Here is a 23,655-nt window from a genome sequence, read left to right on the forward strand (position 1 = left end):
GAAGAAAATGTACAAATATCAGGAAATTTCTGAAAATATTAGAAAGAAAATTGTTCAAGGAAATTTCAAGGCAGGTGAGGTTTTGCCTGATCAAAATCAGCTTGCTGAGGAATTTAATACGACGCGAATTACGATTAGAAAAGCCATTCAAGCTTTAATCATTGAAGGAATTGTCTACACTAAACGTGGGGCAGGCACCTTTGTGCGTAAAGATTACTTGCAAAATTTAGATGACATGGGTAACTCTTTTGATAAACCGCTGGGAACGACACATACCCATCCAAACAAGAAGATTGAAAGTAAGGTTTTAAAATTAGATGCACGATTACCTAATCCAGAAGAGCAACAGAGACTCATGATAACGGCGACAGAGCCTGTGTATGTGATTGAGCGGGTGCGTTATATAGACGGAAAAGTTTATAGTTTCGAGCACACAATTATGCCGACTGCAATTGCGGAAATCACTGAAACTGTCCTGAAGCATTCGGTTTATCATTATCTAACTAAGGAATGTGGCGTCACAATATCAGGATCTCATCGAATAGTTAGGGCTGACAAAGCGACTTCAAAGGATGTGCAAGCTTTGGGTGTAAAAAAAGATGACCCCGTTTTGGTGATTAAACAGGTTAGCTATTTAGAAGACGGGAAGCCTTTTGAGTTTTCTGAATCGAGATTTCCTTATCAAACTAGCCAAGTAGTGGCTGACGTAGATTTAAATAACTAAAAAATAAACCTCCACCAAGAATTATGGTGAAGGTTTATTTTTTAGTTTGGATGCCTAATTACCGGACTGATTTGCGGCATGAAAATAGAAACTAAGGTTTGGATAGACGTAGATAGTTTGTGAAAAATTAAATAGGACGTCATTTTTATAAAAGTTAGACTGTTGCAAAGTCATACAAGCCGTTTTAGGTTTTAATCCTAATAAGCTAGCAGCTTCACTGGTCAAACGGTCTTGGGATAAGTATTGGTCAGAGTTATTAATCCGAATATTGTATTTGTCGCGGATATAATCAAAGATAGAGTGATTAATACTTGCCAAACTAAGTGAAGGAACTTCGCTTTTGACGTAGTACGCATATTCTAAACTGTATAATTGTTTTTCCACATACCGTAAGCGAATGACACGTAATAAGGCAGCACCGTTGCGCACCCCATACTGTTGTGACAAAGCTTCGTCAGCGTGAATTTCATCAAAAGTTACAATTTTTGAAGTCATTTCTTTATGATAGCGTGTGCGGCTTAATCCCATTGTAAGATTGACGACGGTTTTTTCGGCCTGACTAATATCATTAACAAAGTAGCCGCTTCCTTGCACACGGCGGACGAGTCCTTTTTGCGCAACAATATCGATGGCTTTTCGGATGGTATTGCGGCTCACATTGTACCGTTCCATGAGTTGATGCTCAGTGGGAAGTTTTTCTTTAAAGAGTTTATTTTCAATCGAATGAATCAAATCATCCGCAATGTCGTGATACATGTATTTTGCCTCCAATCCCCAGTTTGGCTCATTTAAAATTTGTACCCACCATTCATCTACTCATTGTAATGTAACCGTTTTAATAGTCAACTCTAAAATGAAAAAAGAACATGTTTTTTCATCTAAAAACATGTTTTAGAGCTAAAAACGACTTAATTCATGAGCACCAATTTTGTGAATAAAGTACAAATTTTATTCATTAAAAAAACTTAAAAACTAGTGATCCGCGGCACCAAGCAGGATGACGGCGCCTTTATAAAAAAAGTTGATGCTCGGACTTGTAAAATTTGTACCTACGAGTTACAATTCAATTGTAATGAAAGCGGTTTAAAAATAAATCGCCCACTAACAAAAATACAATTATTATTAGGAGTGAGCATTATGGCAGAAAAAACAATTATGTTAGTTTGTGCAGCAGGTATGTCAACAAGTCTTTTGGTATCTAAGATGCAAAAGGCCGCAGCAGCAGAAGGCGTTGATGCAGAGATCTTTGCAACCGCAGCTTCCGATGCAAATAACAAATTGGAAGAAAAACATCCAGATATCTTAATGCTTGGACCGCAAGTTCGTTATATGGAAAATAACTTCAAGAGTAAATTGGATATTCCTGTTGAAGTTATTAACATGCAAGACTACGGTATGATGAATGGTGAAAAAGTCTTGAAAGAAGCATTCAAGACTTTAGGCGTTAGCAAATAAGCCTTAAATTTAAAGACTTAACATTAATTGATTTTGTAAGCGGAAACAGCAATTGCTTCCGCTTTTACATAACTATTGAAGGAGAAGGATCAGGTAATGGCTGAAGAAGAACAAGAACAAAATTTAGAAGCAATCATGGGCTTAATTATGAATGGTGGGAATGCTAAAAGTTCCTCATTTGAAGCAATTCACGCTGCCAAAAAGGGCGACTTTGAAACAGCGGATGCCAAATTGAAGGAAGCTGACCATTTCTTAACAGAAGCGCATAACTCTCAAACTGGAATGTTGACAGATGAAGCCAACGGCAAGCATGCCAAAGTTACTTTGTTAACAGTTCATTCTCAAGATCATATTATGAATGCCATTACTTTCCGTGATTTGGCAGGAGAAATTGTGGATCTTTATAAACGTCTTGATGGCGTTAAAGTTGAAGATGACGATTAATGACTGAGGCGGCTTAGTCTGTCTGATTGTTAACTTGAATAATAATATTCCTAAATGGAAGACTTAGGCTAGGGAAAATTGTTATTTTCTCAGCCTTTTTTAAATAAAACGAGGTGCAACTATGAGTGAACAAAAAATGCAAATGCCAGATGGCTTTTTATGGGGCGGTGCAGTAGCGGCCCATCAATTAGAAGGTGGTTGGCAAGAAGGTGGCAAAGGAGTTAGCATTGCTGATGTGATGACAGCAGGCGACAAAGACCATCCACGTCGAGTAACTGATGGCGTTAAAGATGGCGAGGTTTATCCTAACCACTGGGGCATTGATTTTTATCATCGCTATCCAGAAGATATTAAATTATTTGCAGAAATGGGCTTTAAATGTTTCCGAACGTCCATCGCATGGACACGAATTTTTCCTAAGGGTGATGAAACAGAACCCAATGAAGAAGGTTTACAGTTTTATGATGATTTATTTGACGAATTGTTGAAATACAACATTCAACCCGTCATTACATTATCGCATTTTGAAATTCCTTATCATTTAGTCAAAGCATACGGTGGCTGGTCCAATCGAAAGATGATTGATTTCTTCTTGAACTATGCGGAAGCAGTCTTCAAACGCTATCGTAACAAAGTTAAGTACTGGATGACCTTCAATGAGATCAATAATCAGACCACATGGGATGATCCACATCCTATGCTACAGAATTCTGGCTTACAATTAGGCAAAGATGACAATTGGGAAGAGGCTATGTACCAGGCTGCACATTATGAAATGGTGGCTAGTGCCAAAGCGGTCAAGTTGGGTCATGAAATTAATCCAGATTTTCAAATTGGCGATATGATTGCTATGTGTCCTATTTATCCACTGACAGCAGATCCAAAGGATATTATGATGGCAGAACGTGCTATGCAGACGCGTTACTACTACGGCGATGTCCAGGCAAACGGTTTTTATCCAAACTGGGTTCCTAAGTATTGGGCACGTAAAGGCTTTAAAATTGATCGTACTGAGCAAGATGCCAAAGATTTACGTGAAGGGACAGCGGATTACGTTGGCTTTAGTTACTACATGTCGTTTGTGACGAAGTATCGTGCCGATAATCCTGATTATGTTTACACAGAATCTAAAGACTTAGTTGATAATCCATATACAGAAAAATCTGATTGGGGCTGGCAAATTGATCCTGTTGGTTTGCGTTACGCCATGAACTGGATGCAAGATCGTTGGCACAAACCAATGTTTATCGTGGAAAATGGGTTTGGTGCCTATGATAAGAAAGAAGCTGATGGCAGTGTCCATGATGATTACCGCATTAGTTATTTCCATGATCATATTAAGGAAATGGAAAAAGCGGTCGTCGAAGATGGTGTGGACTTAATGGGTTACACACCATGGGGATGCATTGACCTTATCTCAGCCAGCACGGGTGAAATGAAGAAACGTTATGGCTTTATCTATGTTGATCAAGATGATGAAGGCCATGGTTCTCTAGAACGTTCTAAGAAGGATTCCTTTGACTGGTTCAAGAAAGTCATTGCCACGAATGGAGAAGACATTTCAGAATCTTAATTTCAAAATTTTAAAGCAGTCAACCAAAGTATGGCTGGCTGTTTTTTTCTTTTGAAACATGTTCCAAGAACCTGTGAAAGTGTTATGGTAAAGGTATCCTCAAAAAGAAGGTGCAAAGGATGTTTCCGTATGAAAGAGTTAAATTATTAAATCAGTTGGAACTAAGCATCTATAAATACATCATTGCTCATCCAGTAGAAGTCGAAAGTATGACGATTCGCCAGTTAGCGAAAAAAAGTCATGTTTCACCAACCACAATCTTACGTTTTTTACGTAAAATGGATTTTGATGGTTACTCAGAATTTAAGTACGCCTTGAAGCGCCAGCAAAAAATGGCCACCAAACAGCCAGATGAACAACCAACGTTACCTATGAGTCAATTTTTTGATCAGGTAAATGATGAACATTTTCTTGACAAAATTAAGCAGGCTGCCGATTTTATTATTGCAGCAGATACCAGTTTGTTATTTGGGTTGGGGACGAGTGGCAGCTTAGCTCAGTATGGGGCCCGCTTACTTGCCAATTATGGTATTTACACGCTAAGTATTACAGATCCTTTTCAACCGAAACCCTTGGCACGTAGAGATTTTTCGGACACGTTGTTAATCTTGCTTTCCGTTTCGGGTGAGACACCACAAGTTTTGCAGCAAGCTAAGTTTTATCAAGAAAATGGTGCGAAAACAATGGGGATTACAGCAAATCGCTATTCCACACTGGCACAACTAGTGGACTTTAATATCTCATATAACGTGCCAGAAGTGCGAATGGCAGATTTAAATCTGACTTCGCAAATTCCCGTCGTGTTTTTATTAGAACAAATTGGCATTAAAGCACATAAGGATCTTTTAAAGGCTTCACAAGTTCAAAAAGATTCCATTTTTTAAAAATTATTCTGGTTTTTTTAATCGGACTATACCAATAATGTGAAGATCAAGTGCGTAGTTTATACAAGACAATTCTAAAGATAGACCAATTAGTACCATGAAACATGTTTCGTTTTGAAACATGTTTTTTTAAAGAAAAAATTAACTTTTTTTGCCAAAATAGGTAGGCACAAATCTTAAAATGTGCTATATTGTAAATGATGAAACCGCATACAACACGATTTCAAATAAACGTTATCACTTGCAAAGTTATGCTTATTATTTGACAGGTTTTGCTATTTATATATCGTTACAAGTGATAATTTGGGAGGGTTTTATATGAGTGAGAAGAAAAACGGCTTCGTGCAAAACACACTGATTCCCTTAGCTGGGAAGATGGCTGCTTCTCGTCATTTGGTTGCTCTTCGTGATGGATTTGCGCTGGTAATGCCACTAATCATTATCGGTTCAGTCTTCATGATTGTCAGTCAGTTCCCAATTCCGGCATACATCAATTGGATGGGTTCGGTATTTGGTCCTAACTGGGCAACAGTTGTTGGTTGGGCGACTAACGCAACGTTCAATATTATTGGAATGGTTGCCTGCATTGGTATTTCTTACCAATTAGCTAAGTCGTATGATGGTGTTGACGCACTATCAGCAAGTATTATTTCGTTAGGTGCTTTCTTACTAACGATTCCTTTGACCACAGACAAGGCCGGTAACGTATTCGTGCCTTTGACAATGTTAGGTTCAATGGGATTGTTCGAAGCCCTATTGGTTGGATTATTCATTACTGATTTTTATGTATGGATGATTCATAAGAACTGGCAGTTCCATATGCCAGACACTGTGCCACCTGCAGTTGGGAATGCGTTCTCTGCATTAATTCCTGGCTTCATCATTATTGCTTTAGTTTGGTTACTTCGGATTGCCGTTGGATTTACTTTCTTCAAGACAATTCCTAATATCATCACAGTTATCTTAGCGAAACCTTTGACAGCCGTTGGTGGTACAATCTGGGGCGAACTTGTCGCTGAATTCTTTGTTTCCTTCCTCTGGTTATTTGGTATTCATGGTGCCAACGTTGTTGGTGGTATCATGGCGCCAATCTGGTTAGGACAAATGGGACAAAATGCGGCCGCTGTTAAAGCTAACAAACCTATTCCAAACATTGTTAGTCAACAATTCGTTGATAACTTCGTTCATGCTGGTGGTTCTGGTGAAACAATTTCCTTAGCCTTAATGATGTTCTTCTTAGCTAAATCAGCTAACTTAAAGGCTATTGGTCGTTTGGCTGCTGCACCTGCAATCTTCAATATTAATGAACCTATTATGTTTGGTGTTCCAATTGTTTTGAACCCTGTTATGGCAATTCCATTTATCTTAGTACCTTTAGTAACCGTTGTGATTAGTTACGTTGGTATGGATACAGGACTTGTTGCACGGACAATGGGTGTTGCGGTTCCTTGGACCACACCGCCAATTATCTCAGGTTGGTTGGCAACTGGACACATTTCTGGTGCGGTATTGCAATTAGTTAACTTTGTTGTTGGTGGTGCTATTTGGTACCCATTCTTCAAGATTGCTGATCGTCAAGCATTGAAACAAGAAAAAGAAGTTGCTGATAAAGAAGCTGCAGAAGCTGCTGCAAACAACTAAACATTCGTTGTTAAACCCAATAAAATCTGTCGAATTCTTTTCGGCAGATTTTTTAGTAAGACAGTATTTAAAAGAACCATGGGATTTGAATGTGAACAAGTCCAAGGATGGTCCATTTAAACACAAGGGTTAAATTCTACAAAAGAATTTAACTGTAGACACCTATTAATGCGTATAATTAAAGTAGACAGACATTAAAAGAGAGATTGGTTTCAAAGAGGAGCGGATTACCATGAGTAAACATAAAAAATATCAACCAAGTGCAGCTGCTGAACGAGCTGCACAAGCTACTGTGGACAAGATCAAGTCAAAAACCAAAACGCAACAAACGACCATTTATGATCTTCCAAAATGGGCGCAAAATATTGCCTATAATCGATTTGGCTACAGTGAAGCAGTTTCTTTTATTCCCTTGATTATTGCAGTTTTGGCAACGCCATTTCTAAATAATCGTGTCCCAATGGGTGGGGGACTTGTGGTAAGCAAAAATGCCCTGTTTATTGTGCCTTTCGTTAGCTTAATTATCTCTGGGGGTAGTTATGTCAGCATTAAAATTAGGCGAAAATCGGAACAGGTGAAAGACATTGAACACTTGGCTTGGAATGAGACTTTTGCCTTCCTGGCCAATCTATTGGTGGTATTCATTTGTTCGATAGTACTCATCTATCAGCTGTACAGAGCTTTTACAGCTTAATATTCAAGGAGGAACTATTTTGGGAAGATTAGGAATTTCATTATATCCAGAACACTCAACATTTGAAAAGGACAAAGCCTATTTAGACTTAGCTCATAAATATGGTTATACACGAGTTTTCACGTCACTTTTGCAAATTAATGGTGACCAAGAAGCAGTTGTGGCTAACTTCAAGAAGATTGTGCAATATGCTAAATCACTTGATTTCAAAGTGATGGTTGATATGAACCCATCTTTATTTAAACAGCTCGGGGTCACCTATGATGATTTGTCATTTTTTGATGATCTCGGTGCTTGGGGTCTACGTTTGGATGAAGGATTTACGGGAATGGAAGAGGCCCGTATGACACGTAATCCTTACGGCATTAAGATTGAAGTGAATATGAGTAACGGCACACGTTATTTAGAAAACATTTTGAGTTTTGCACCCGACAAACAAAATTTATTGGGTTGTCATAATTTTTATCCACAGGAATATACAGGACTGGGTGAAGAATTCTTTACAAAATGTTCTGAGCTGTTCCGTCAACACAATATCAATACCGCTGCCTTTGTCAGTTCAAAAGTGGCTGGTTTCGGTCCTTGGCCAATTCAAGATGGCTTGCCAACGATTGAAGATGATCGTCATTTGCCAATTGCAACTCAAGTGCAGCACTTACTATTGACCGGTCTGATTGACGATGTATTGATTGGCAATGCCTATGCTTCAGAAGAAGAGCTTAGGGCGGCTTCTGAGACGTTCTTTGGCCGATATCCGGTATTGCATGCTGATTTTGTGGACGACCTGACAACTAACGAGAAATTGGTTGCTTTGGGCAAGCCACACTTGTATCGTGGGGATGCTTCGGATTATCTCTTGCGGGACACCATGCCACGTGTTTGGTACAAGGATAAAGAAATTCCTGCACATCATGCAAAAGCAGACTTTAAACGTGGTGATATCATTGTGGTGAATGATGATTATAGTCGCTACAAGGGTGAATTACAGATTGCGTTGAAGGCTTTCCCAAATGATGGCCGTCGTAATGTTGTGGGTCACTTGACCGACGATGATTTATTCCTTTTGGATTACATTAAACCATGGAGTACATTTGAATTGAAATAAGGTTTTGAAGGCAGACTTTGCAAGAGGTCTGTTTTTTTAACACGTTTCGGCAATAAAGTGCGAAATTAATTGAGCGAAAATAAAAATATCAGATGTAGTGTCTGATATTAAATTAATGTAGGTTGTGAGTAAAATGTAAACCTTATGTTTCTGATTTCTTTGGAAACATAAGGTTTATTTTAGTAATTATTGCTATTTTTAAAAAATGGTGCTATGATATCGGTGTGATATCAAGAAAGCGGTTTCTTTTTATTTGAGAGGGTGATTTTTATGTATGAGATTCCAAGTTCAGCATTTGAATCTATTAACGACTATGGGAATGATAAGGAAAAGGCAGTGTTACATGTCTTTACACCAATGCGGATCTCAGTTGATGGGAAAATTTTTCCGCAGCTTCCGAAAAAAGATCATGGGGCCTTGAAAAAATTTTCTAAAAAAGCTGCCGTCATAAATAATCCAGCTTTAATTGAGTTTACAAATGATGAAATTAAAATCCATGATGAGCAGGGAAACGTTATTCGCACAGAAAAAATTGATATGGTTGATTTTGTTCAATTCGGAGCGCTCCGAACGTTTATGGTATTTCCAGCGTACACATTTGCGATGACCATGGTTATTGGCGTGCATGATCAGCACTATTATGTTGTGAATCCGAACTTTACGCCGTTTCAACTTTTAACGCCAATTTTAAAGCAGCATTCGGTCACAATTGAAGATCCATTTGATATCGCCAAGTTACCAAGTAATGAACAACGAGAAGATTACTTTGGTAATTCCTATGAACAGAAAATTAAGGGTACGAATTATCCGCTGTCATTAGAATGGTGGCCATTCTGACCTAGAGTCGTGGAAAAATACATGCGTTGGGGGATGCGCGTAATGTTATCAGAAAGATTAGCCGGTGTATTGGTTTTATTGTTAGCCGCATGGCAATTTTACAGTTTTAAAAAGGCGGTTCAGGCCTTTAAAGCTCATGCTGGTAGCAATAACAATGTATTTGTGGGGTACGGTTTATGGTTTGGCCTGTTCTTTGGCCTGATCCTTTTGTTTATAGGGGGAGCGTTACTTCTGGCTTTGGTTTAAAAGGCACTTATTTTGGAAGAAATATCAAGGGGTTTTATTTTGAAAATGATTTAGTCAATTTCAAAGAAGGCTTTAATATGTATAAGATTCCAGCTTCGGTATTTGAATCTATTAATGATTACGGCAATGATAAAGAAAAATCGGTATTACACGTTTTGACACCGATGCGAATTTCAGTTAATAATGAATTTTTCCCTCGTATTCCAAAAAAGAATCATAAAGCCGTCAGAACGGCTTTGGGACTTACTAAGCCAGCCACAATTGAATTTACAGATGATGAAATGATGGTGCATGACAAACAAGGCAACGTGGCTAGGACTGAAAAAATGAGTGACTTTAACTTTGTTCAGTTTGGTGCAATTCGGACAATGCCAATTGCGCCTCCTGCATATACGTATTCTATGACGATGGTTATTGGTGTTCAAGAGCGGTTCTACTATGTGCTGAATCCAAACTTTATGGTATTTCAACGCTTGTCACCCCTTTTGAAGCAACAGGGAGTTACTGTTGAGGATCCTTTTGACATCGCCTCATTACCCAGCAATGAAGAACGTGAAAATTATTTTAATAAGTTCTATGTTGAACGAATCAAAGGTACTAATTATCCATTGCAGTTAAAATGGATGCCATTTTTGATATAAAAGCGAGCAAGAAATTTTGGGGGAGTAAGTAATGATCAATAATTTATCCGTAAAATATGTACGTGTGTTAAAGCAGTGGTATATTTGGCAACTGATTGTGTTGTTTGTTGCGTTTTGTCTGAGTTTCTTTTGGGAGCCATTTGGATCAACACGATTTGTAGAAGTAGCTTTTGGTGCCTTGGTGGTGATCTTGGGAGTTGGCATACCTTTTGAAAAGCCGCTCAAGTCAAATCAAAAGGTAAAAAAGGTACTTAGAAAATGTAACTATATTTTCCAATCAGTAGGACAATTTTTTTTGCTACCGCTGGGTTTAGCCGCAATTACTTTAATCTTGCATAAAGTTTTATTATTGAATTACCCCATATTAGCGATCTTGGCTATGTTGTATGTTTTAGTAATGTATTTGCCTGCAACGTACTATGTGCTCGTAAATATTCAGTCCTATATTGGCAGAGTTCTCTTAATTACAATTATTGTATTTGAAACAATTGGGACGGGATCAGTACTATCACTCATGTATACCAGACCTAGAGAAATTGGATCCGTGCTACAAACGATTGACATGAGTGGCATTGTGAATGCGCTCGCGTTTATACTTACCATTGGTTTCTTGATGTATCTATGGGGCTTTAAACAACCGGGCTGGCGTATTTCACGGAATGCCAACTGGCTGGTCGTGGGTTTGTTGGTTGTGACTTTGGTGGCCTTGATCATCTGGAATGGTTTTGGGGATGGTGACAAGTTATCGACTATTTTCACGAGCTTTGATTTTACTTGGGGGCACTTTAACTTAAAAATTGTATTGCAGGCTTTAGAGACTATTAGTGAAGAGTGGGCCTTTCGTTTTGCAGTCCTATTTTTAAGTTTGAAAGCGTTTAGTCACCGGAAAAATCAGTACGTTTGGGTCATTTTAATTAATGGTTTGCTCTTCGGTCTGTGGCATTCAGCCAACTTACTTGCAGGACAATCGGTTAGTGCCACGTTGAATCAGATGCTATTTGCAGCTGGTGGCGGTGTTATCCTTTCAGCCGCATATCTTTATACGCAAAGTCTTGCGGTGCCAATGATTAGTCATTTCTTCCTAGATGTGCTTGCTTTTTCTAATATGAATGGCAGCTTATTGATGGAAGCACCAGACGGTGTGGAATGGGTTGCAACTTGGATTGTGGTCATTGTCCTTGTCATCGTTGGTTTGTTTGCAGTCACGGGAAAGCGAAAGCAAAGTATTCAGAAGTCGCTTGCGGATTAAGAGTCAAACGAAGCTAACTAAAAATAGAGATGAGTGTTATGGACAAAATAAAAGGTTATTTTCAAAAAATGAGTGTTCTGAAAAGAAAATGGCAATGGTATCGAATCGAATTTAGAGAACCGGTTAAATTTAATCCCAGAGATTATTTAAAATTACAAGTCCTTGGTAGATGGTGGAAAGACCCCGATAAAAATGTATATATTTTGGCCGTTCCAGGGAGTGCTAAAATTCAAAATGTTGATCAAGTGCAAGAAATAATTACGCAGGTATTAAGTGAGCAAAAATATGTGCCAAAAGAATATTTGTTGACACATGTGCCTAATGTACCGTTTACTTACACACCCTTCTAACGGAGAAGTAAAAGAGTTGAATTCAAGGATGTATCAAGATTAAGAAGATGAATAACATGCATAAAATTGCTAAAGAAGCGTTTGAAAATGCAAGTTTGTATTTATCGGGTGCGAGTGATGCTTATCGTAAAGGATTGACACCAGTAAGAATTTCAGTGAATGGCGTGGACTATGAAGCAGGACACCCAAAACTGAAAAATGCGGTTAGAGCGGTCTTGGGGGAACCAAAGCCGTTAAGCGTTGAATTTGCGAACGGTAAGATGCAAATAAGTAATCATAAAAATACGGTTATTGAAACGGAGTCCATTCAAAAAATTTCCTATATGCAAATTGGTCTCGTACGGACAATAGGAATACTTGCAGCGTTACCGCATTACTATTATGAGTTGGCGATAATCATCAGCATAAAAGATAACCAATATTATTTTTTGAATGCCAACTATCACGTTTTTGATGAACTAAAACAATTAATGAAAGAAAATAATGTGAGTTTTGAAGATCCATTTGTGCTGACGAAGATGCCTGATGACCCTGAAAAAAAGTATAAATATTTTGAAACACAATTCAATGATTTGGCGCCTGCAGCAGGATATCCACAACAATTAAACACGGTTAGTGGTAATAAATTAAAACTTGGGATATAAAATATCAAGCAAAAGGAGTGCGTATTTTGACACTTAAACATAAAATTCAAGAATATCAAAAAGAGTCGAAGGAATTGGGAGCTGCCTGGCGCTGGATCAGAATTCAATTTGATACAAGGGTAAGTTTTGATCCGACTGAAGACTCAGTTTTAGCTGCTGTCGGGAAATGGTATATTAGTCCAGATCAAAAAATGTTGATTGTGGCGATTAAAGGAGATTTGGCTAAAGAAAAAAGTATGACGAAAGCAACCCAAATCATTAACAATGAATTTTTGAAACTTGGACAAGCTACTAATAAGTATCAGTTAAAAATCGTACCAACGATTAGTCCGATGGCTTTAGTTAATTGGGCAGGTTAAAAATAAGGTATTTAAGGTTGGAGGCCGCAGCAATGACAAAGCAGAATTTGTTTGAATTTGCTTTAAATAATCTAAATGCAGAGTTGGTATGCATTAAATTTAAGCAACCTACAGATTTCAATCCTAACCACTATCCAGTTTTAAAAAAAATGGGAAAATGGACGGGGAATAAAGCACAAACAGTAGTGATTTTGCAAACTAGAAAATTAGATGATTACAAAGAGGATGTCCTTGTGAACGTTTTGAAGGGAGAAAAGCTTTATAAAACTGATTATGACATTCAAACATTTCCCATGGGAGGGATCGGTATCCCAAATATTTAAAAAATTAAAAATCACCTGTCAGGAGTAACAGATCCTTGATAGGTGATTTTTAATTTTAGAAGTAATCAGCCAAAATTGGTTTTTGATTCACAAATAAGTTGTCCAATACCGTTAATTGTTCTGGGTCAGCGTCAAGTTGACCAAAATGTTGCTGGGAAGCAAAAGAGCGGTATCCAAAGGCTGCTTTAGTGAATTGCTGAATGGTAAAGGTTGGAACGTTAGCTTGTGACTCAGAATCATGTTCGATGCCCACTTTGCCAGCGGTAGCAGAAATAGTCCAAGCTCCTTGATTTTGTTTAATAGTTTCATCTTTAAGGTTAAAGCTAATTGGTTCAAAGTTGACTTGCTGAAATGGATATTTTTCTAAAAAGGATTGTAAATTCACAATTCTACCCATCATGTAGGGCTGAGTAGTAACTTGCAAGGCGTAAGGATCAGCCAACAAGTCTCCTTGGTAACTTGGATCGGCATCCTCAAAGGTGTAGGTTTGATAACCTGCGCCATGTTTGAAAACAAAACTTGCTAGTGATTGGTAACTAGCAGGAGTCAAGTGTACAAACTCATGGACAGAAAATTGATCAGCTGTTCTAGTATAGATCAGGTAACCGGTAATGGCTTGTTGTTCATCTTGATAATAGGCTACTTGCCAATCGGGATGTTTTTCAGTGAGATATTGCCACCACCACGCTTGCCTGAGTAGGCCGCCCTTTTGGCTCAATGAGGAGGCCGAGTAAGTTTTCTTGATTAGTGGAATTGCTTTAGTCAAGCTGGTTCGAATCACCCGACCCTTGGCAGCTGGTTTGACACGTGGCAGCTTGTCTCCTGCCAAGTGATAAAGGCGATGATCAAAAACTTGTTCATAGCCGAACTTACGATAGTAGGAGAAAGAAAAGGGTGCCAAATAGGAAAGTACGACCGCATTAGCATACATATCTTGTAGCGCGGCCTGCATCAAAGTGCCAGCTGCACCCTTACCAGAATATTCTGGGACACTCATCACGTCCGTAATGCCGTTCATCAAAAAATGCTGACCATGAAAATTGACTTCAAACGGCATGCTGAAAAGGCCGCTGACTAATTCATGCTCGTCGAAAATGCCATAGGGAATACCGTGGTCAAAACGCGTGGACCAGAATTTTTTTCGATCCGCACTGTTTGGTTTGTTGAAAGCATACAGATATAACGCATACAAGGCAGATTTTGCTGTCTTATCAAGGACAAAACGTGATTTCATAGGAACCTCCATGGTGAATTTATACCTTAATTTTAGCATAATCGGCAATGGTATAGACAGATTTGAAGCTTAATTTATGAAAGATTTACTTCGAGCGGAATTCTAAAGAAATAGTCACTGAGCTTGCTTCAACCGGAATAGGTTTGCTATAATGTAGACCGTTACTAAATAGTAATGATTACTTTTTAAATAAATGGAGACGCTTATGCGAAAATTAAAGGGGATTTATGCGTTAGTAGCCTTAATCGGCGTTTTTTTTCTTCTCTTAACGGGTTGTACACCTCAAAAAGAAAAGTCAGACAAATTACATATCGTGACGTCGCTGAATTTTTACGGAGAAGCGGCCGAAGCAGTAGTTGGTAAATACGGAACCGTAGATAAAATTATTAATGGGCCTAATGTGGATCCACATGATTTTGAACCCACCACAAAAACGGCCAAATCTGTGGCTAAAGCAGATGTTATTGTCTATAACGGATTGGGTTACGATAGCTGGATGCAACGGCTAGTTAAAGCAGATTCAGAAGCGGGCGTGACCAAAATCAACGTTGGACAGGCGATTATGGGAAAAAAACTAACGGATAATCCCCATGTTTGGTATGATTATCGCACGATGCCAAGGCTGGCATATAAGTTGGCAGATACGTTTGCAAAAAAAGATCCTGACCATCGAAAACAGTACGCAAAAAATGCGGCTCGTTATGTGAAATCGTTGGCAAAAATTGAAACTCAGATTAAACAACTTAAGGCAAATCGCCAAGAAAGCCGAGTTGATGTGAGCGAGCCTGTGTTTGATTATGCCCTTACAAAGATGGGCTATCGGATTAATAATTCTCATTTTGCCTTATCAGTTGAAAATGGCTCCGATCCGACTGCTAAGGATATCCGTCAGATGCAAAATGACATTAAGCAACGCAAAATTGCCTTTTTTGTCAATAATCCCCAGGCTTCTGATCCAGTGGTAAAAAACATGGTGAAATTAGCGCATAAGCATCAAGTTCCTGTCTTAAATGTGACCGAAACACAACCGTCGAATAAAACTTATTTAGAGTGGATGACGGCTCAGTATGCGCAAGTTGCCAAAATTCAAAAGAAGGAAAGTAAATCATGAGTGAACCTGTTCTAGCAATTAAAAATTTAACTGTGTCATTTCCTGACCACTTGGTCCTAAATGATCTTTCTTTGCAATTAAATCAAGGCGACTTTTTGAGTGTCGTGGGTCAAAATGGCGTGGGAAAAACCACTTTAATTCGGGTCATTTTACGGCAGTTAGCCCCACAGCATGGCAAAATTAAGTATCATCCGGAATTTAAACGAATGAAGATTGGCTATGTTCCCCAATTTCGTAATATTGATGAAGAATATCCACTATCGATTAGAGATTTTGTGGGGCTTAATTTACATGATAGCCGGTTACCTTGGCTCTCAAAAAAAGAGCGACAAAAGTTGGATAAAATCATTAAACAGACTAATTTAGAGACAATTCAAAATACACCATTAGGGGATGCTTCAGGTGGTGAAAAACAAAAGGCTTATCTCGCACAAGCCTTAATTAATGATCCTGATTTACTGATTTTAGATGAATCAACGGCGAGCTTGGATAATGTCCGCAAATTTGAATTATTAGACTTAGTTAAAGAATTTAATGAACATCAAGGTGTGACCGTCTTGTTTATCACACATGATATTGAATTGGCAAAAGACTATGCCCATGAATACTTATTGATGCGACATGGTAATTATCAAAGTGGGCCAATCGCTCAATTTAAGGAGTCAGATTTGGAGGAGGCGGAACATGCTTAGTTTTGCATTTATGCGGCATGCCTACATAGCGGGGACTATGATTGCCATTATTAGTGGCATAATCGGAGTATATGTGATTGGGCGCAATATGTCGTTTTTAAGCCACATGTTGTCAGAAATTGGGTTCTCAGGGGCATCCTTTGGAATCTTTATGAGTTGGCCGCCCTTGAACGGGATGTTACTATTCACCATTGTAAGCTCGGTCTTGATTGGTCAGCTAAGCTCTAAATCGTCACGACGAGAAGCTTCAATTAGTGCCATTTCAAGCTTGTTCTTGGGGTCAGGTATTTTATTTTTATCATTAGCAAACAAAAATGCAAGTGACGCTACCAGTATTCTTTTTGGAAGTATGATTGGGATTAGCCAAGGGGAGGTTAACCAAATTTTGTGGTTATCTCTGGCTGTGTTAGTGATTATTTTTCTAGTTTACCGAGATCTCCGGTTTGATTCTTTTGATCACGTGGGTGCGCAAGTAAAAGGGGTCAACACGCAATTGATTTCTATCGTATTTCTAGTCATTTTGGCTTTGAGCGTGAGTGTGGCCGCTCAGATTGTGGGTTCATTACTAATATTCGTGTTACTAACGTTACCGGCGGCTAGTGCCAAATACTTTACGAGAACAGTGAGCGGGATGATGGTATTTGCGATTGGAGCCGCATTGTTGGGTGTTTGGCTAGGCCTTTATCTAGGGTACGTGACGAATTGGCCCGTTAGCTTCTTCATCGCAATGATTGAATGTGTCATCTACTTTACGGCGTTGATTTGGAATCGTGTACGTAATTAATGAATAGGCGAAATGCTTTTTTTGAAGCTTAGGAACAAAAGTGGGAATATGCCAGCATGCAGCTGGTATGGCACGCTTCCTAAGGTTGCTTTCGAAAAAAAGATTTCGCCTATTTTCTTTAAATCGCACAATTACGATAAAATAATGATATTTTTGCCCAAAACACGAACATTTATGCTATGATCGAAGGTAAAGTAACTTATATATGGAATGGAGTGGGTGTGGTGAGTGTCCGAAGAAGTGATCGATTAATCGATATGACCCGTTATTTTCTGGAACGGCCTCATACGTTAGTAACGTTAAGCTTTTTTGCTGAACGTTACGATTCTGCTAAATCTTCCATTAGTGAAGATATGGCAATTATCAAGCGGACTTTCGCTAATCGCGGAACTGGAATCTTAGAAACAATTCCAGGAGCTGCCGGGGGAGCCTTGTTTATCCCTACAATTCAAAAACAAGAGGCAAAAGAAATTATTAATGACCTCATTCAGCAATTATCAACCGCTGACCGAATTTTACCAGGGGGCTATTTATATATGTCTGACCTGTTAAGCAATCCGGTGGTGTTACGAAAAGTGGGTCGCTTAATTGCTAGTGAATATGCACATCAAAAAGTGGATGCCATTATGACCGTCGAAACGAAAGGCATCCCGATTGCCCAAAGTGTGGCGGATTATTTGGGTGTTCCCTTTATTATTGTGCGGCATGATTCAAAGATTACCGAGGGATCAACAATTAGTGTCAACTATGTTTCTGGGACCTCTGCGCAAATCAAGAAAATGGAACTCTCTAAGCGTAGTCTACAGGCCGGCACACGTGTGTTGGTTGTGGATGATTATATGAAGGGTGGCGGTACCTTAAAAGGAATGCAGGCTCTAATCGGAGAGTTTGATGCTGAATTGATTGGGACGACCGTGTTTGCCCTTGGCAATTCTGAGGGGCAACGCATGAGTGATGATGTGACCTCTTTGTTGAATGTGGATGCAAATACAGATGCCATTCGGATTCAGCCAGGAAATTATTTAACAAAAGTTTTTGAATAAATCTTTTGATCAAATAAAGATATTTTTATTAGGATTAAATTAAGTTATAAATTGAGGAAGGTATTCAAATGAGCGGAAAGTACACCGTTATTTTAGCAGCGGGTCAAGGTACCCGAATGAAGTCAAAATTATATAAGGTTTTGCATCGCGTTTGTGGACGTTCGATGGTGGACCATGTGTTAACGCAAGTCGAAAAAACACATATGGATAAAGTTGTGACAGTTGTGGGACATGGCGCACAACGGGTTGAAGATGAACTCGGAGATCGCACCGAATATGCTTACCAAGAAGAACAATTAGGAACTGGCCATGCGGTATTACAAGCCGAATCTATTTTAGGTGATCAAGACGGCATGACGATGGTGGTCAGCGGCGACACGCCTTTATTTCGGGCAAGCACATTCGAAGATCTATTTGAATATCATAAGGAAAAAGGAGCAGCAGCTACGATTTTGACTGCAGACGCAGATGATCCTTTTTCATATGGTCGAATTGTCCGCAATAATGTAGGTGTCGTTTCAAAGATTGTGGAACAAAAAGATGCCACTCGCGAAGAAGCAGCCATTCATGAAATTAATACCGGTGTCTACTGCTTTGATAACAAGAAATTATTTGCAGCCTTACACCAAGTGAAGAATAATAATGCCCAGGGAGAATACTATTTACCAGACGTGATTGAAATCATGAAATCACAGGGTGAAATTGTGGCCGCTTATGAAATGAAAGACTTCTCTGAATCAATGGGGGTTAATGATCGTAAGGCATTGGCGCGAGCTACCAAAATTATGCAGGCACGTATTAATGACGCACATATGACAAACGGTGTGACTTTAATTGATCCTGATAATACGTACATTGATGTGGACGTGAAGATAGGTTCTGATACTGTGGTGGAACCCGGAGTTTCGATCTCAGGTAATACAGAAATTGGGTCTGATTGTGTTATTGGGGCTAATTCTAAGATTGTCTCTTCTAAAATTGGTGACCGTGTGCACGTTACCTCATCAACGATTGAAGAATCAATTATGCATGATGATAGTGATATTGGTCCTAACAGTCACTTACGTCCAGAAGCTGAAATTGGCGAATTTGTGCATATTGGGAATTTCTGTGAAATTAAGAAGGCGAAGTTAGGGGCACGTACAAAGGTGGGCCATCTGACTTATGTTGGAAATGCCGTTTTAGGTACTGATATCAATGTGGGATGTGGTGTCGTGTTTGTCAATTACGATGGCATAAACAAACATACTTCAATTATTGGCAATCATGCCTTTATCGGTAGCAATTCTAACATTATTGCGCCAGTAAAATTGGCGGATGATTCTTACGTAGCAGCTGGGTCAACGATTACAGATGATTTAGCACAGTATGACATGGGTATTGCCCGAGCACGACAAACAACCAAGCCAGGCTATTTCAAAAAATTACCTGTTTATGAAGCCTTGAAACAAGAAGAAGCAGATCATTCTACAAAATAGGGACAGGTTCATTGGCTAAGTGGAAATATTTGGTTGCCAGGCATCAAATGCGCTTGCTTTTGGGGTCTGAAATGAATTATTATATATAGTGGTAATCGAACAGATTGTTAAAAATCATTATTGGAGGATTTCATGTCTGGACAATATTCTGATCCAAAGTTGAAGATCTTTGCTTTGAATTCAAATAAACCTTTGGCGGAAAAAATCGCCGAAGCAGTTGGTGTTAAGCTAGGTAAGACGTCTGTTGATCGTTTTAGTGATGGCGAGATTAGAATCAACATCGAAGAAAGTATTCGTGGAGACCAAGTGTACATTATTCAGTCCACTTCAGCACCAGTGAATGATAATTTGATGGAACTTTTAATCATGATTGACGCCTTAAGACGAGCAAGTGCGCAAACGATTAACGTGGTCATTCCTTATTATGGATATGCCCGCCAAGATCGTAAAGCACGTTCACGGGAACCAATTACGGCTAAGTTAGTCGCCGATATGATTGAAAAAGCAGGTGCTACTCGAATTATTGCACTTGATTTGCATGCCGCTCAAATTCAAGGATTCTTTGACATTCCAATGGATCATTTGATGGGCGCACCATTATTAGCAGATTACTTCATTGAACATCATTTAGATGAAGATTCTGTCGTTGTTTCACCTGATCATGGTGGTGTGACTCGAGCTCGAAAGTTAGCTGAATTCTTGAAGGCACCGATCGCGATTATTGATAAGCGTCGTCCACGTGCCAATGTGGCAGAAGTGATGAACATTATCGGTGAAGTAAAAGGCAAACGCTGCATTATGATTGATGATATGATTGATACAGCTGGTACCATTACACTTGGGGCCCAGGCTTTAATGGATGCAGGTGCTACAGAAGTTTATGCAAGTTGTACACATCCAGTATTGTCTGGTCCTGCCATTGAAAGAATCGCAAATTCACCAATCAAACAACTGATTGTGACTGATTCCATTAATTTACCAGAAGAAAAGAAAATTGATAAAATTACCCAGATCTCGGTTGGCCCATTAATTGGTGAGGCAATTCGTTTAATTCACGAAAACAAACCAGTTAGCCCTTTGTTTAACAACCGCTTCAGCAAAGAAGAAGCGCAACGAGACTAAAGGGTAGCAGAAGCGTGTCCATAGAAAATGTGGATACGCTTTTTTGTATGGCTCTCATTTTATAACTTTAGACAAAAAAATAGACTTCAAGTTCTTCTCAAAGCTTGAAGTCTACCTATGAGGAAAGGATTCCGCGATTAACATTTACTGAATCAAAATTGTTAATAACTTTACACCTTCATGTTCAATTGTTCTACCGTCGTGAACCTGACCTACCTGTGATCGTCGTTGTCAAAATCTGCTAATGTGACTCAGCGTAAGTTTATTCTCACGTGATGCCTCACACAAAATACAGGCTAACGGTGATTAAAGACGGTTTTGGAAGAAATTAGTTTTTTTATCCTAAATACCTCCGCAAACGTACTAGTTACATTTTACTTTTTCGTCTAACTTTGGAACCTTTGCAAGTTACTTCTAACTTGCACTTACTCTTGTCATTGGCAACACCTGCTTAAACCGAAGTCTAATTACATATGAACCAAAATCAGTTGCAATACTACCAAGAAAGCTATGCACCCATCAATCGCACATCGAGACTTTTGAGCCAAATACTAACTATTTTATCCGCTCACAATGTCTTTCAACATCAAAACCTTGAAAACCGATGCTCATGACTTAAGGTATCTCATCATACTCGCTTAAGTCGCGCATCAAAACTTTTGAGCTAAACATACACTTCAATCTGACTGTAAACTGCTCACATGTTTTTCAACAAGCAAAACCTTTACATGATGCCCATGATTGATAAGCTTTCACGACATAGCCGCTGGTTGTGCTTCTACCTAAGATCACCATCGGCAACCGACGACTGACCTGAAGCACTTCGAGAAGTTTGAGTTAATCGGAAATCTTTCATTCCCTTTCCTCACTTATTATATTAGCACATGATGTAACCGCTTGCAACACAAAAACATTATCTTTTTTAAAAATAAAAACGGCTGGGAAAAATTCCCAGTCGTTCTCTGTTTCTGAACTTTAATAATCGCAATCGGGGGAAAGGCTGCCATAGTAACTTACCGTTTTAGCAATTTTAGTTGCGCGGACGAGGTCGTATGCTTAAGTCAGCTTTTCCCACTCTCTAGACAGGCTTGTTTTAATCCACAAGAATTTTGATGCCTTTATAAATACTATAAATGAAGAAACCAAATGCAACGAGGGCAAATAGACTGAGTAAAATAATCAAAAACCAGCCTACAGAAGCCGCATTATTGGTCGTTAATCCTAGGATACCGGCTGTGACAAAAATGGCAAAGAGCAGAATTGCGGGCAGAAGATGCAGAACTAAAGCGTTCGCTGCATAATGCCGCGTTTCTGGGCGATCACTGGTTAGAATCCAAACAATTAATGGAAACAACACAGGTAAGAATAAAATACTCAGATAGGAAAGGGCACTTAATAATTTGTTTTCAGTGGTCATCGATATCAACCTCCCTTATTATTTCTAATTACATTTTACCGGATTTAGAGAAAAGTATATAGAAATATGGTTAAAAGTAAAAAAATAGTCATGCAGGTGTGCATGACTAAACTTTTTAATGTAAGGTCGCAGGACGACAATAGCCGACACAATGCCACCAAGGTGAAGCAACCTTTTCAGTGATCACACCACGATTTTGTGCGTCGATCATTTTTCCACTTCCGACGTAGATACCAACGTGAGAAATGTGTTTTTTGCTACTGCCGAAGAAGACAAGATCTCCTTTTTTTCGACTTCGTGTGGAAACTTTTTTGTATTTATTGTATTGAGACTGTGCAGTTCTAGGTAGTGCTTTTTTGATGGACTTTTTATAAACATATTTAGTTAAACCGGAACAATCAAATGAGTTAGGACCAACCGCACCATACACATAACGTTTACCTAATTGTTTACGGGCTTGGCTATATACTTTTGAGTAAGTCACGGTACTTGGTTTCGCTTTTAAATAACCATGCCATACCCAACCCGATGCACGACCATTCCAGCTCGTTACAAAGAAATACTGAGTGCGAACACCGTTACGAAGAATGATACGTGATTTGGTGACCCGCCAAGTGGTATTAGGATAATTCTTTAAATCATGAACGCGTTGAAAGCTGACATAGGAGCCGCCCTTTAAGTTATACAACGATCCTTTGGCACTTCTTCGAACATAATTTTTAACTGTTAAATTGGTAGTAGAGACTACACGAGAAGTTGAAGCAGCGTGTACCTGTGTGGTAGTTGCCGCTGTGATTCCGATGAAGATGGCAAACATTGCAATTAATTTGATGATGTTTTTCATGTATGTTGTTACCCCCGCGCGAATTGTTTAATGACTATCTTACGGGATAAATATTACAAGAGCGTAACTATGACGTCTCAATGTGATTAAACGAAGAAATTAATTTTGTAATAAGAAAAAAGCTTTCTACCTAAAAATGGGTAGAAAACTTCAATAATGGCAATTTTTATGCAAATAACTAGTTGGCGCTGTCTAAAGAAACACGTTGATCACGTTTCTTTTTTAAGTCACGCAATTGATCCTTTAACGCCTCAATGGCATCATTATGTTTAACTTTCCAATCTTTGTATGTGGAACGGGTATCTGTGTCGCCAATATCCAATCCGGTTTCCAACCAAAAGACGGCTTCAGTCAAGCTTGCAAAATTTTTCATCCATAGGGTGTGACCATTGTCAGAATCAAAAGCGACGTAGGATTTATAGTGCTTTGTTAAATACGTATGCTTCATGATTTTGAAAGCTTTACGTTGTCTAGTCAGTTTGTAATCGGGTAGAATATAGTGACCCTGAGCTTTAAGTTCGGGAACGTTATTGTTACGTTTTTGTTCTTTATAATCGGTTAAAAATTCTTTGGCAGTTGGTTCTGTGATTAATGTGACATCGATTTGACTCATGGTCATTCCCCCTAAAATATATTAGTTATATTTTACCATAACAATCACATTTTCACCTTATCTAAGCCTTTGTTTTCGTAATTTTTAATGGATAGTTAAGAAATAAAGGTAATTTTTAGTTCATCTACATTGTTTATTTTGAAAATAT

27 protein-coding genes are annotated in these 23,655 nt (G+C 38.8%); 22 read left to right on the forward strand and 5 right to left on the reverse strand.

What is annotated here, in order from left to right; translation table 11 throughout:
- Positions 1-7 precede the first annotated feature (7 nt).
- The gene (locus IV80_RS07720; RefSeq protein WP_057751784.1) at positions 8-724 is read left to right on the forward strand and encodes a GntR family transcriptional regulator; all 717 of its coding nucleotides are present in this window, start codon (positions 8-10) and stop codon (positions 722-724) included.
- Between the two features lie 54 nt (positions 725-778).
- Here IV80_RS07720 and IV80_RS07725 read toward each other — a convergent pair whose 3' ends face one another.
- The gene (locus tag IV80_RS07725) at positions 779-1,480 is read right to left on the reverse strand and encodes a GntR family transcriptional regulator (protein ID WP_057751787.1); all 702 of its coding nucleotides are present in this window, start codon (positions 1,478-1,480) and stop codon (positions 779-781) included.
- A gap of 381 nt (positions 1,481-1,861) precedes the next feature.
- Between IV80_RS07725 and IV80_RS07730 the strand changes: the two genes are divergently transcribed.
- The 15 genes from IV80_RS07730 (at position 1,862) to IV80_RS07795 (ending at position 13,169) form a co-directional block, all read left to right on the forward strand.
- Positions 1,862-2,179 carry a PTS sugar transporter subunit IIB gene (locus tag IV80_RS07730; protein ID WP_057751789.1) on the forward strand — a complete coding sequence of 106 codons (318 nt, stop codon included), beginning with the start codon at positions 1,862-1,864 and terminating at the stop codon, positions 2,177-2,179.
- 96 nt (positions 2,180-2,275) lie between these two features.
- Positions 2,276-2,623 (forward strand): PTS lactose/cellobiose transporter subunit IIA, encoded by a 348-nt coding sequence (locus IV80_RS07735; RefSeq protein WP_057751792.1) that lies wholly within the window; start codon positions 2,276-2,278, stop codon positions 2,621-2,623.
- A 121-nt stretch (positions 2,624-2,744) separates the two neighbouring features.
- Positions 2,745-4,196 (forward strand): 6-phospho-beta-glucosidase, encoded by a 1,452-nt coding sequence (locus IV80_RS07740; RefSeq protein WP_057751794.1) that lies wholly within the window; start codon positions 2,745-2,747, stop codon positions 4,194-4,196.
- Between the two features lie 119 nt (positions 4,197-4,315).
- On the forward strand, positions 4,316-5,080 hold the full coding sequence (locus IV80_RS07745) for a MurR/RpiR family transcriptional regulator (RefSeq protein WP_057751797.1): 765 nt from the start codon (positions 4,316-4,318) through the stop codon (positions 5,078-5,080).
- A gap of 318 nt (positions 5,081-5,398) precedes the next feature.
- Positions 5,399-6,721: a PTS cellobiose transporter subunit IIC gene (gene celB, locus IV80_RS07750; protein WP_057751799.1), complete on the forward strand. Its 1,323-nt coding sequence runs from the start codon at positions 5,399-5,401 to the stop codon at positions 6,719-6,721.
- 232 nt (positions 6,722-6,953) lie between these two features.
- Complete coding sequence (locus tag IV80_RS07755) at positions 6,954-7,415, forward strand: hypothetical protein (RefSeq protein ID WP_057751801.1); 462 nt, start codon at positions 6,954-6,956, stop codon at positions 7,413-7,415.
- A gap of 19 nt (positions 7,416-7,434) precedes the next feature.
- Positions 7,435-8,520 (forward strand): DUF871 domain-containing protein, encoded by a 1,086-nt coding sequence (locus IV80_RS07760; protein ID WP_057751803.1) that lies wholly within the window; start codon positions 7,435-7,437, stop codon positions 8,518-8,520.
- Between the two features lie 270 nt (positions 8,521-8,790).
- The gene (locus IV80_RS07765) at positions 8,791-9,357 is read left to right on the forward strand and encodes a hypothetical protein (RefSeq protein WP_057751804.1); all 567 of its coding nucleotides are present in this window, start codon (positions 8,791-8,793) and stop codon (positions 9,355-9,357) included.
- A 42-nt stretch (positions 9,358-9,399) separates the two neighbouring features.
- Positions 9,400-9,603 (forward strand): hypothetical protein, encoded by a 204-nt coding sequence (locus tag IV80_RS10125; protein WP_147186343.1) that lies wholly within the window; start codon positions 9,400-9,402, stop codon positions 9,601-9,603.
- Positions 9,604-9,680: 77 nt separating this feature from the next.
- Positions 9,681-10,244 carry a hypothetical protein gene (locus IV80_RS07770; protein ID WP_147186344.1) on the forward strand — a complete coding sequence of 188 codons (564 nt, stop codon included), beginning with the start codon at positions 9,681-9,683 and terminating at the stop codon, positions 10,242-10,244.
- A 31-nt stretch (positions 10,245-10,275) separates the two neighbouring features.
- On the forward strand, positions 10,276-11,493 hold the full coding sequence (locus IV80_RS07775; protein ID WP_057751809.1) for a CPBP family intramembrane glutamic endopeptidase: 1,218 nt from the start codon (positions 10,276-10,278) through the stop codon (positions 11,491-11,493).
- A 38-nt stretch (positions 11,494-11,531) separates the two neighbouring features.
- On the forward strand, positions 11,532-11,843 hold the full coding sequence (locus tag IV80_RS07780; protein ID WP_057751811.1) for a hypothetical protein: 312 nt from the start codon (positions 11,532-11,534) through the stop codon (positions 11,841-11,843).
- 56 nt (positions 11,844-11,899) lie between these two features.
- Positions 11,900-12,487, forward strand: a complete 588-nt coding sequence (locus tag IV80_RS07785) for a hypothetical protein (protein WP_057751813.1) — start codon at positions 11,900-11,902, stop codon at positions 12,485-12,487.
- Between the two features lie 26 nt (positions 12,488-12,513).
- On the forward strand, positions 12,514-12,846 hold the full coding sequence (locus IV80_RS07790; RefSeq protein ID WP_057751815.1) for a hypothetical protein: 333 nt from the start codon (positions 12,514-12,516) through the stop codon (positions 12,844-12,846).
- Between the two features lie 32 nt (positions 12,847-12,878).
- Complete coding sequence (locus IV80_RS07795) at positions 12,879-13,169, forward strand: hypothetical protein (RefSeq protein ID WP_057751817.1); 291 nt, start codon at positions 12,879-12,881, stop codon at positions 13,167-13,169.
- A gap of 55 nt (positions 13,170-13,224) precedes the next feature.
- Here the strand turns inward: IV80_RS07795 and IV80_RS07800 are convergent, their stop codons facing one another.
- Positions 13,225-14,403 (reverse strand): GNAT family N-acetyltransferase, encoded by a 1,179-nt coding sequence (locus IV80_RS07800; RefSeq protein WP_057751820.1) that lies wholly within the window; start codon positions 14,401-14,403, stop codon positions 13,225-13,227.
- Positions 14,404-14,608: 205 nt separating this feature from the next.
- On the opposite strand from IV80_RS07800, the gene IV80_RS07805 reads away from it, so the two are divergent.
- The 6 genes from IV80_RS07805 (at position 14,609) to IV80_RS07830 (ending at position 20,633) form a co-directional block, all read left to right on the forward strand.
- Positions 14,609-15,514: a metal ABC transporter solute-binding protein, Zn/Mn family gene (locus tag IV80_RS07805; protein WP_057751822.1), complete on the forward strand. Its 906-nt coding sequence runs from the start codon at positions 14,609-14,611 to the stop codon at positions 15,512-15,514.
- The gene (locus IV80_RS07810) at positions 15,511-16,206 is read left to right on the forward strand and encodes a metal ABC transporter ATP-binding protein (protein ID WP_057751824.1); all 696 of its coding nucleotides are present in this window, start codon (positions 15,511-15,513) and stop codon (positions 16,204-16,206) included. The genes IV80_RS07805 and IV80_RS07810 overlap by 4 nt, the downstream gene beginning before the upstream one ends.
- Positions 16,199-16,990, forward strand: a complete 792-nt coding sequence (locus IV80_RS07815) for a metal ABC transporter permease (RefSeq protein ID WP_057751827.1) — start codon at positions 16,199-16,201, stop codon at positions 16,988-16,990. Before IV80_RS07810 ends, IV80_RS07815 begins: the two co-directional genes overlap by 8 nt.
- A 224-nt stretch (positions 16,991-17,214) precedes the next feature.
- Positions 17,215-18,033, forward strand: a complete 819-nt coding sequence (gene purR / locus IV80_RS07820; RefSeq protein WP_147186345.1) for a pur operon repressor — start codon at positions 17,215-17,217, stop codon at positions 18,031-18,033.
- 68 nt (positions 18,034-18,101) lie between these two features.
- Positions 18,102-19,511: a bifunctional UDP-N-acetylglucosamine diphosphorylase/glucosamine-1-phosphate N-acetyltransferase GlmU gene (gene glmU, locus IV80_RS07825; RefSeq protein WP_057751833.1), complete on the forward strand. Its 1,410-nt coding sequence runs from the start codon at positions 18,102-18,104 to the stop codon at positions 19,509-19,511.
- Between the two features lie 132 nt (positions 19,512-19,643).
- The gene (locus tag IV80_RS07830; RefSeq protein ID WP_057751835.1) at positions 19,644-20,633 is read left to right on the forward strand and encodes a ribose-phosphate diphosphokinase; all 990 of its coding nucleotides are present in this window, start codon (positions 19,644-19,646) and stop codon (positions 20,631-20,633) included.
- A gap of 1,093 nt (positions 20,634-21,726) precedes the next feature.
- Here IV80_RS07830 and IV80_RS07835 read toward each other — a convergent pair.
- The 3 genes from IV80_RS07835 to IV80_RS07845 form a co-directional block, all read right to left on the reverse strand.
- Positions 21,727-22,050, reverse strand: a complete 324-nt coding sequence (locus IV80_RS07835) for a magnetosome magnetite crystal formation protein family (RefSeq protein ID WP_057751837.1) — start codon at positions 22,048-22,050, stop codon at positions 21,727-21,729.
- Positions 22,051-22,165: 115 nt separating this feature from the next.
- Entirely contained in the window at positions 22,166-22,894 is a 729-nt protein-coding gene (locus IV80_RS07840; RefSeq protein WP_057751839.1) for a C40 family peptidase, read from the reverse strand.
- A gap of 178 nt (positions 22,895-23,072) precedes the next feature.
- The gene (locus IV80_RS07845) at positions 23,073-23,507 is read right to left on the reverse strand and encodes a hypothetical protein (protein WP_057751841.1); all 435 of its coding nucleotides are present in this window, start codon (positions 23,505-23,507) and stop codon (positions 23,073-23,075) included.
- Positions 23,508-23,655: the final 148 nt, after the last annotated feature.

Source organism: Pediococcus cellicola, assembly GCF_001438655.1.
Taxonomy (GTDB): domain Bacteria; phylum Bacillota; class Bacilli; order Lactobacillales; family Lactobacillaceae; genus Pediococcus; species Pediococcus cellicola.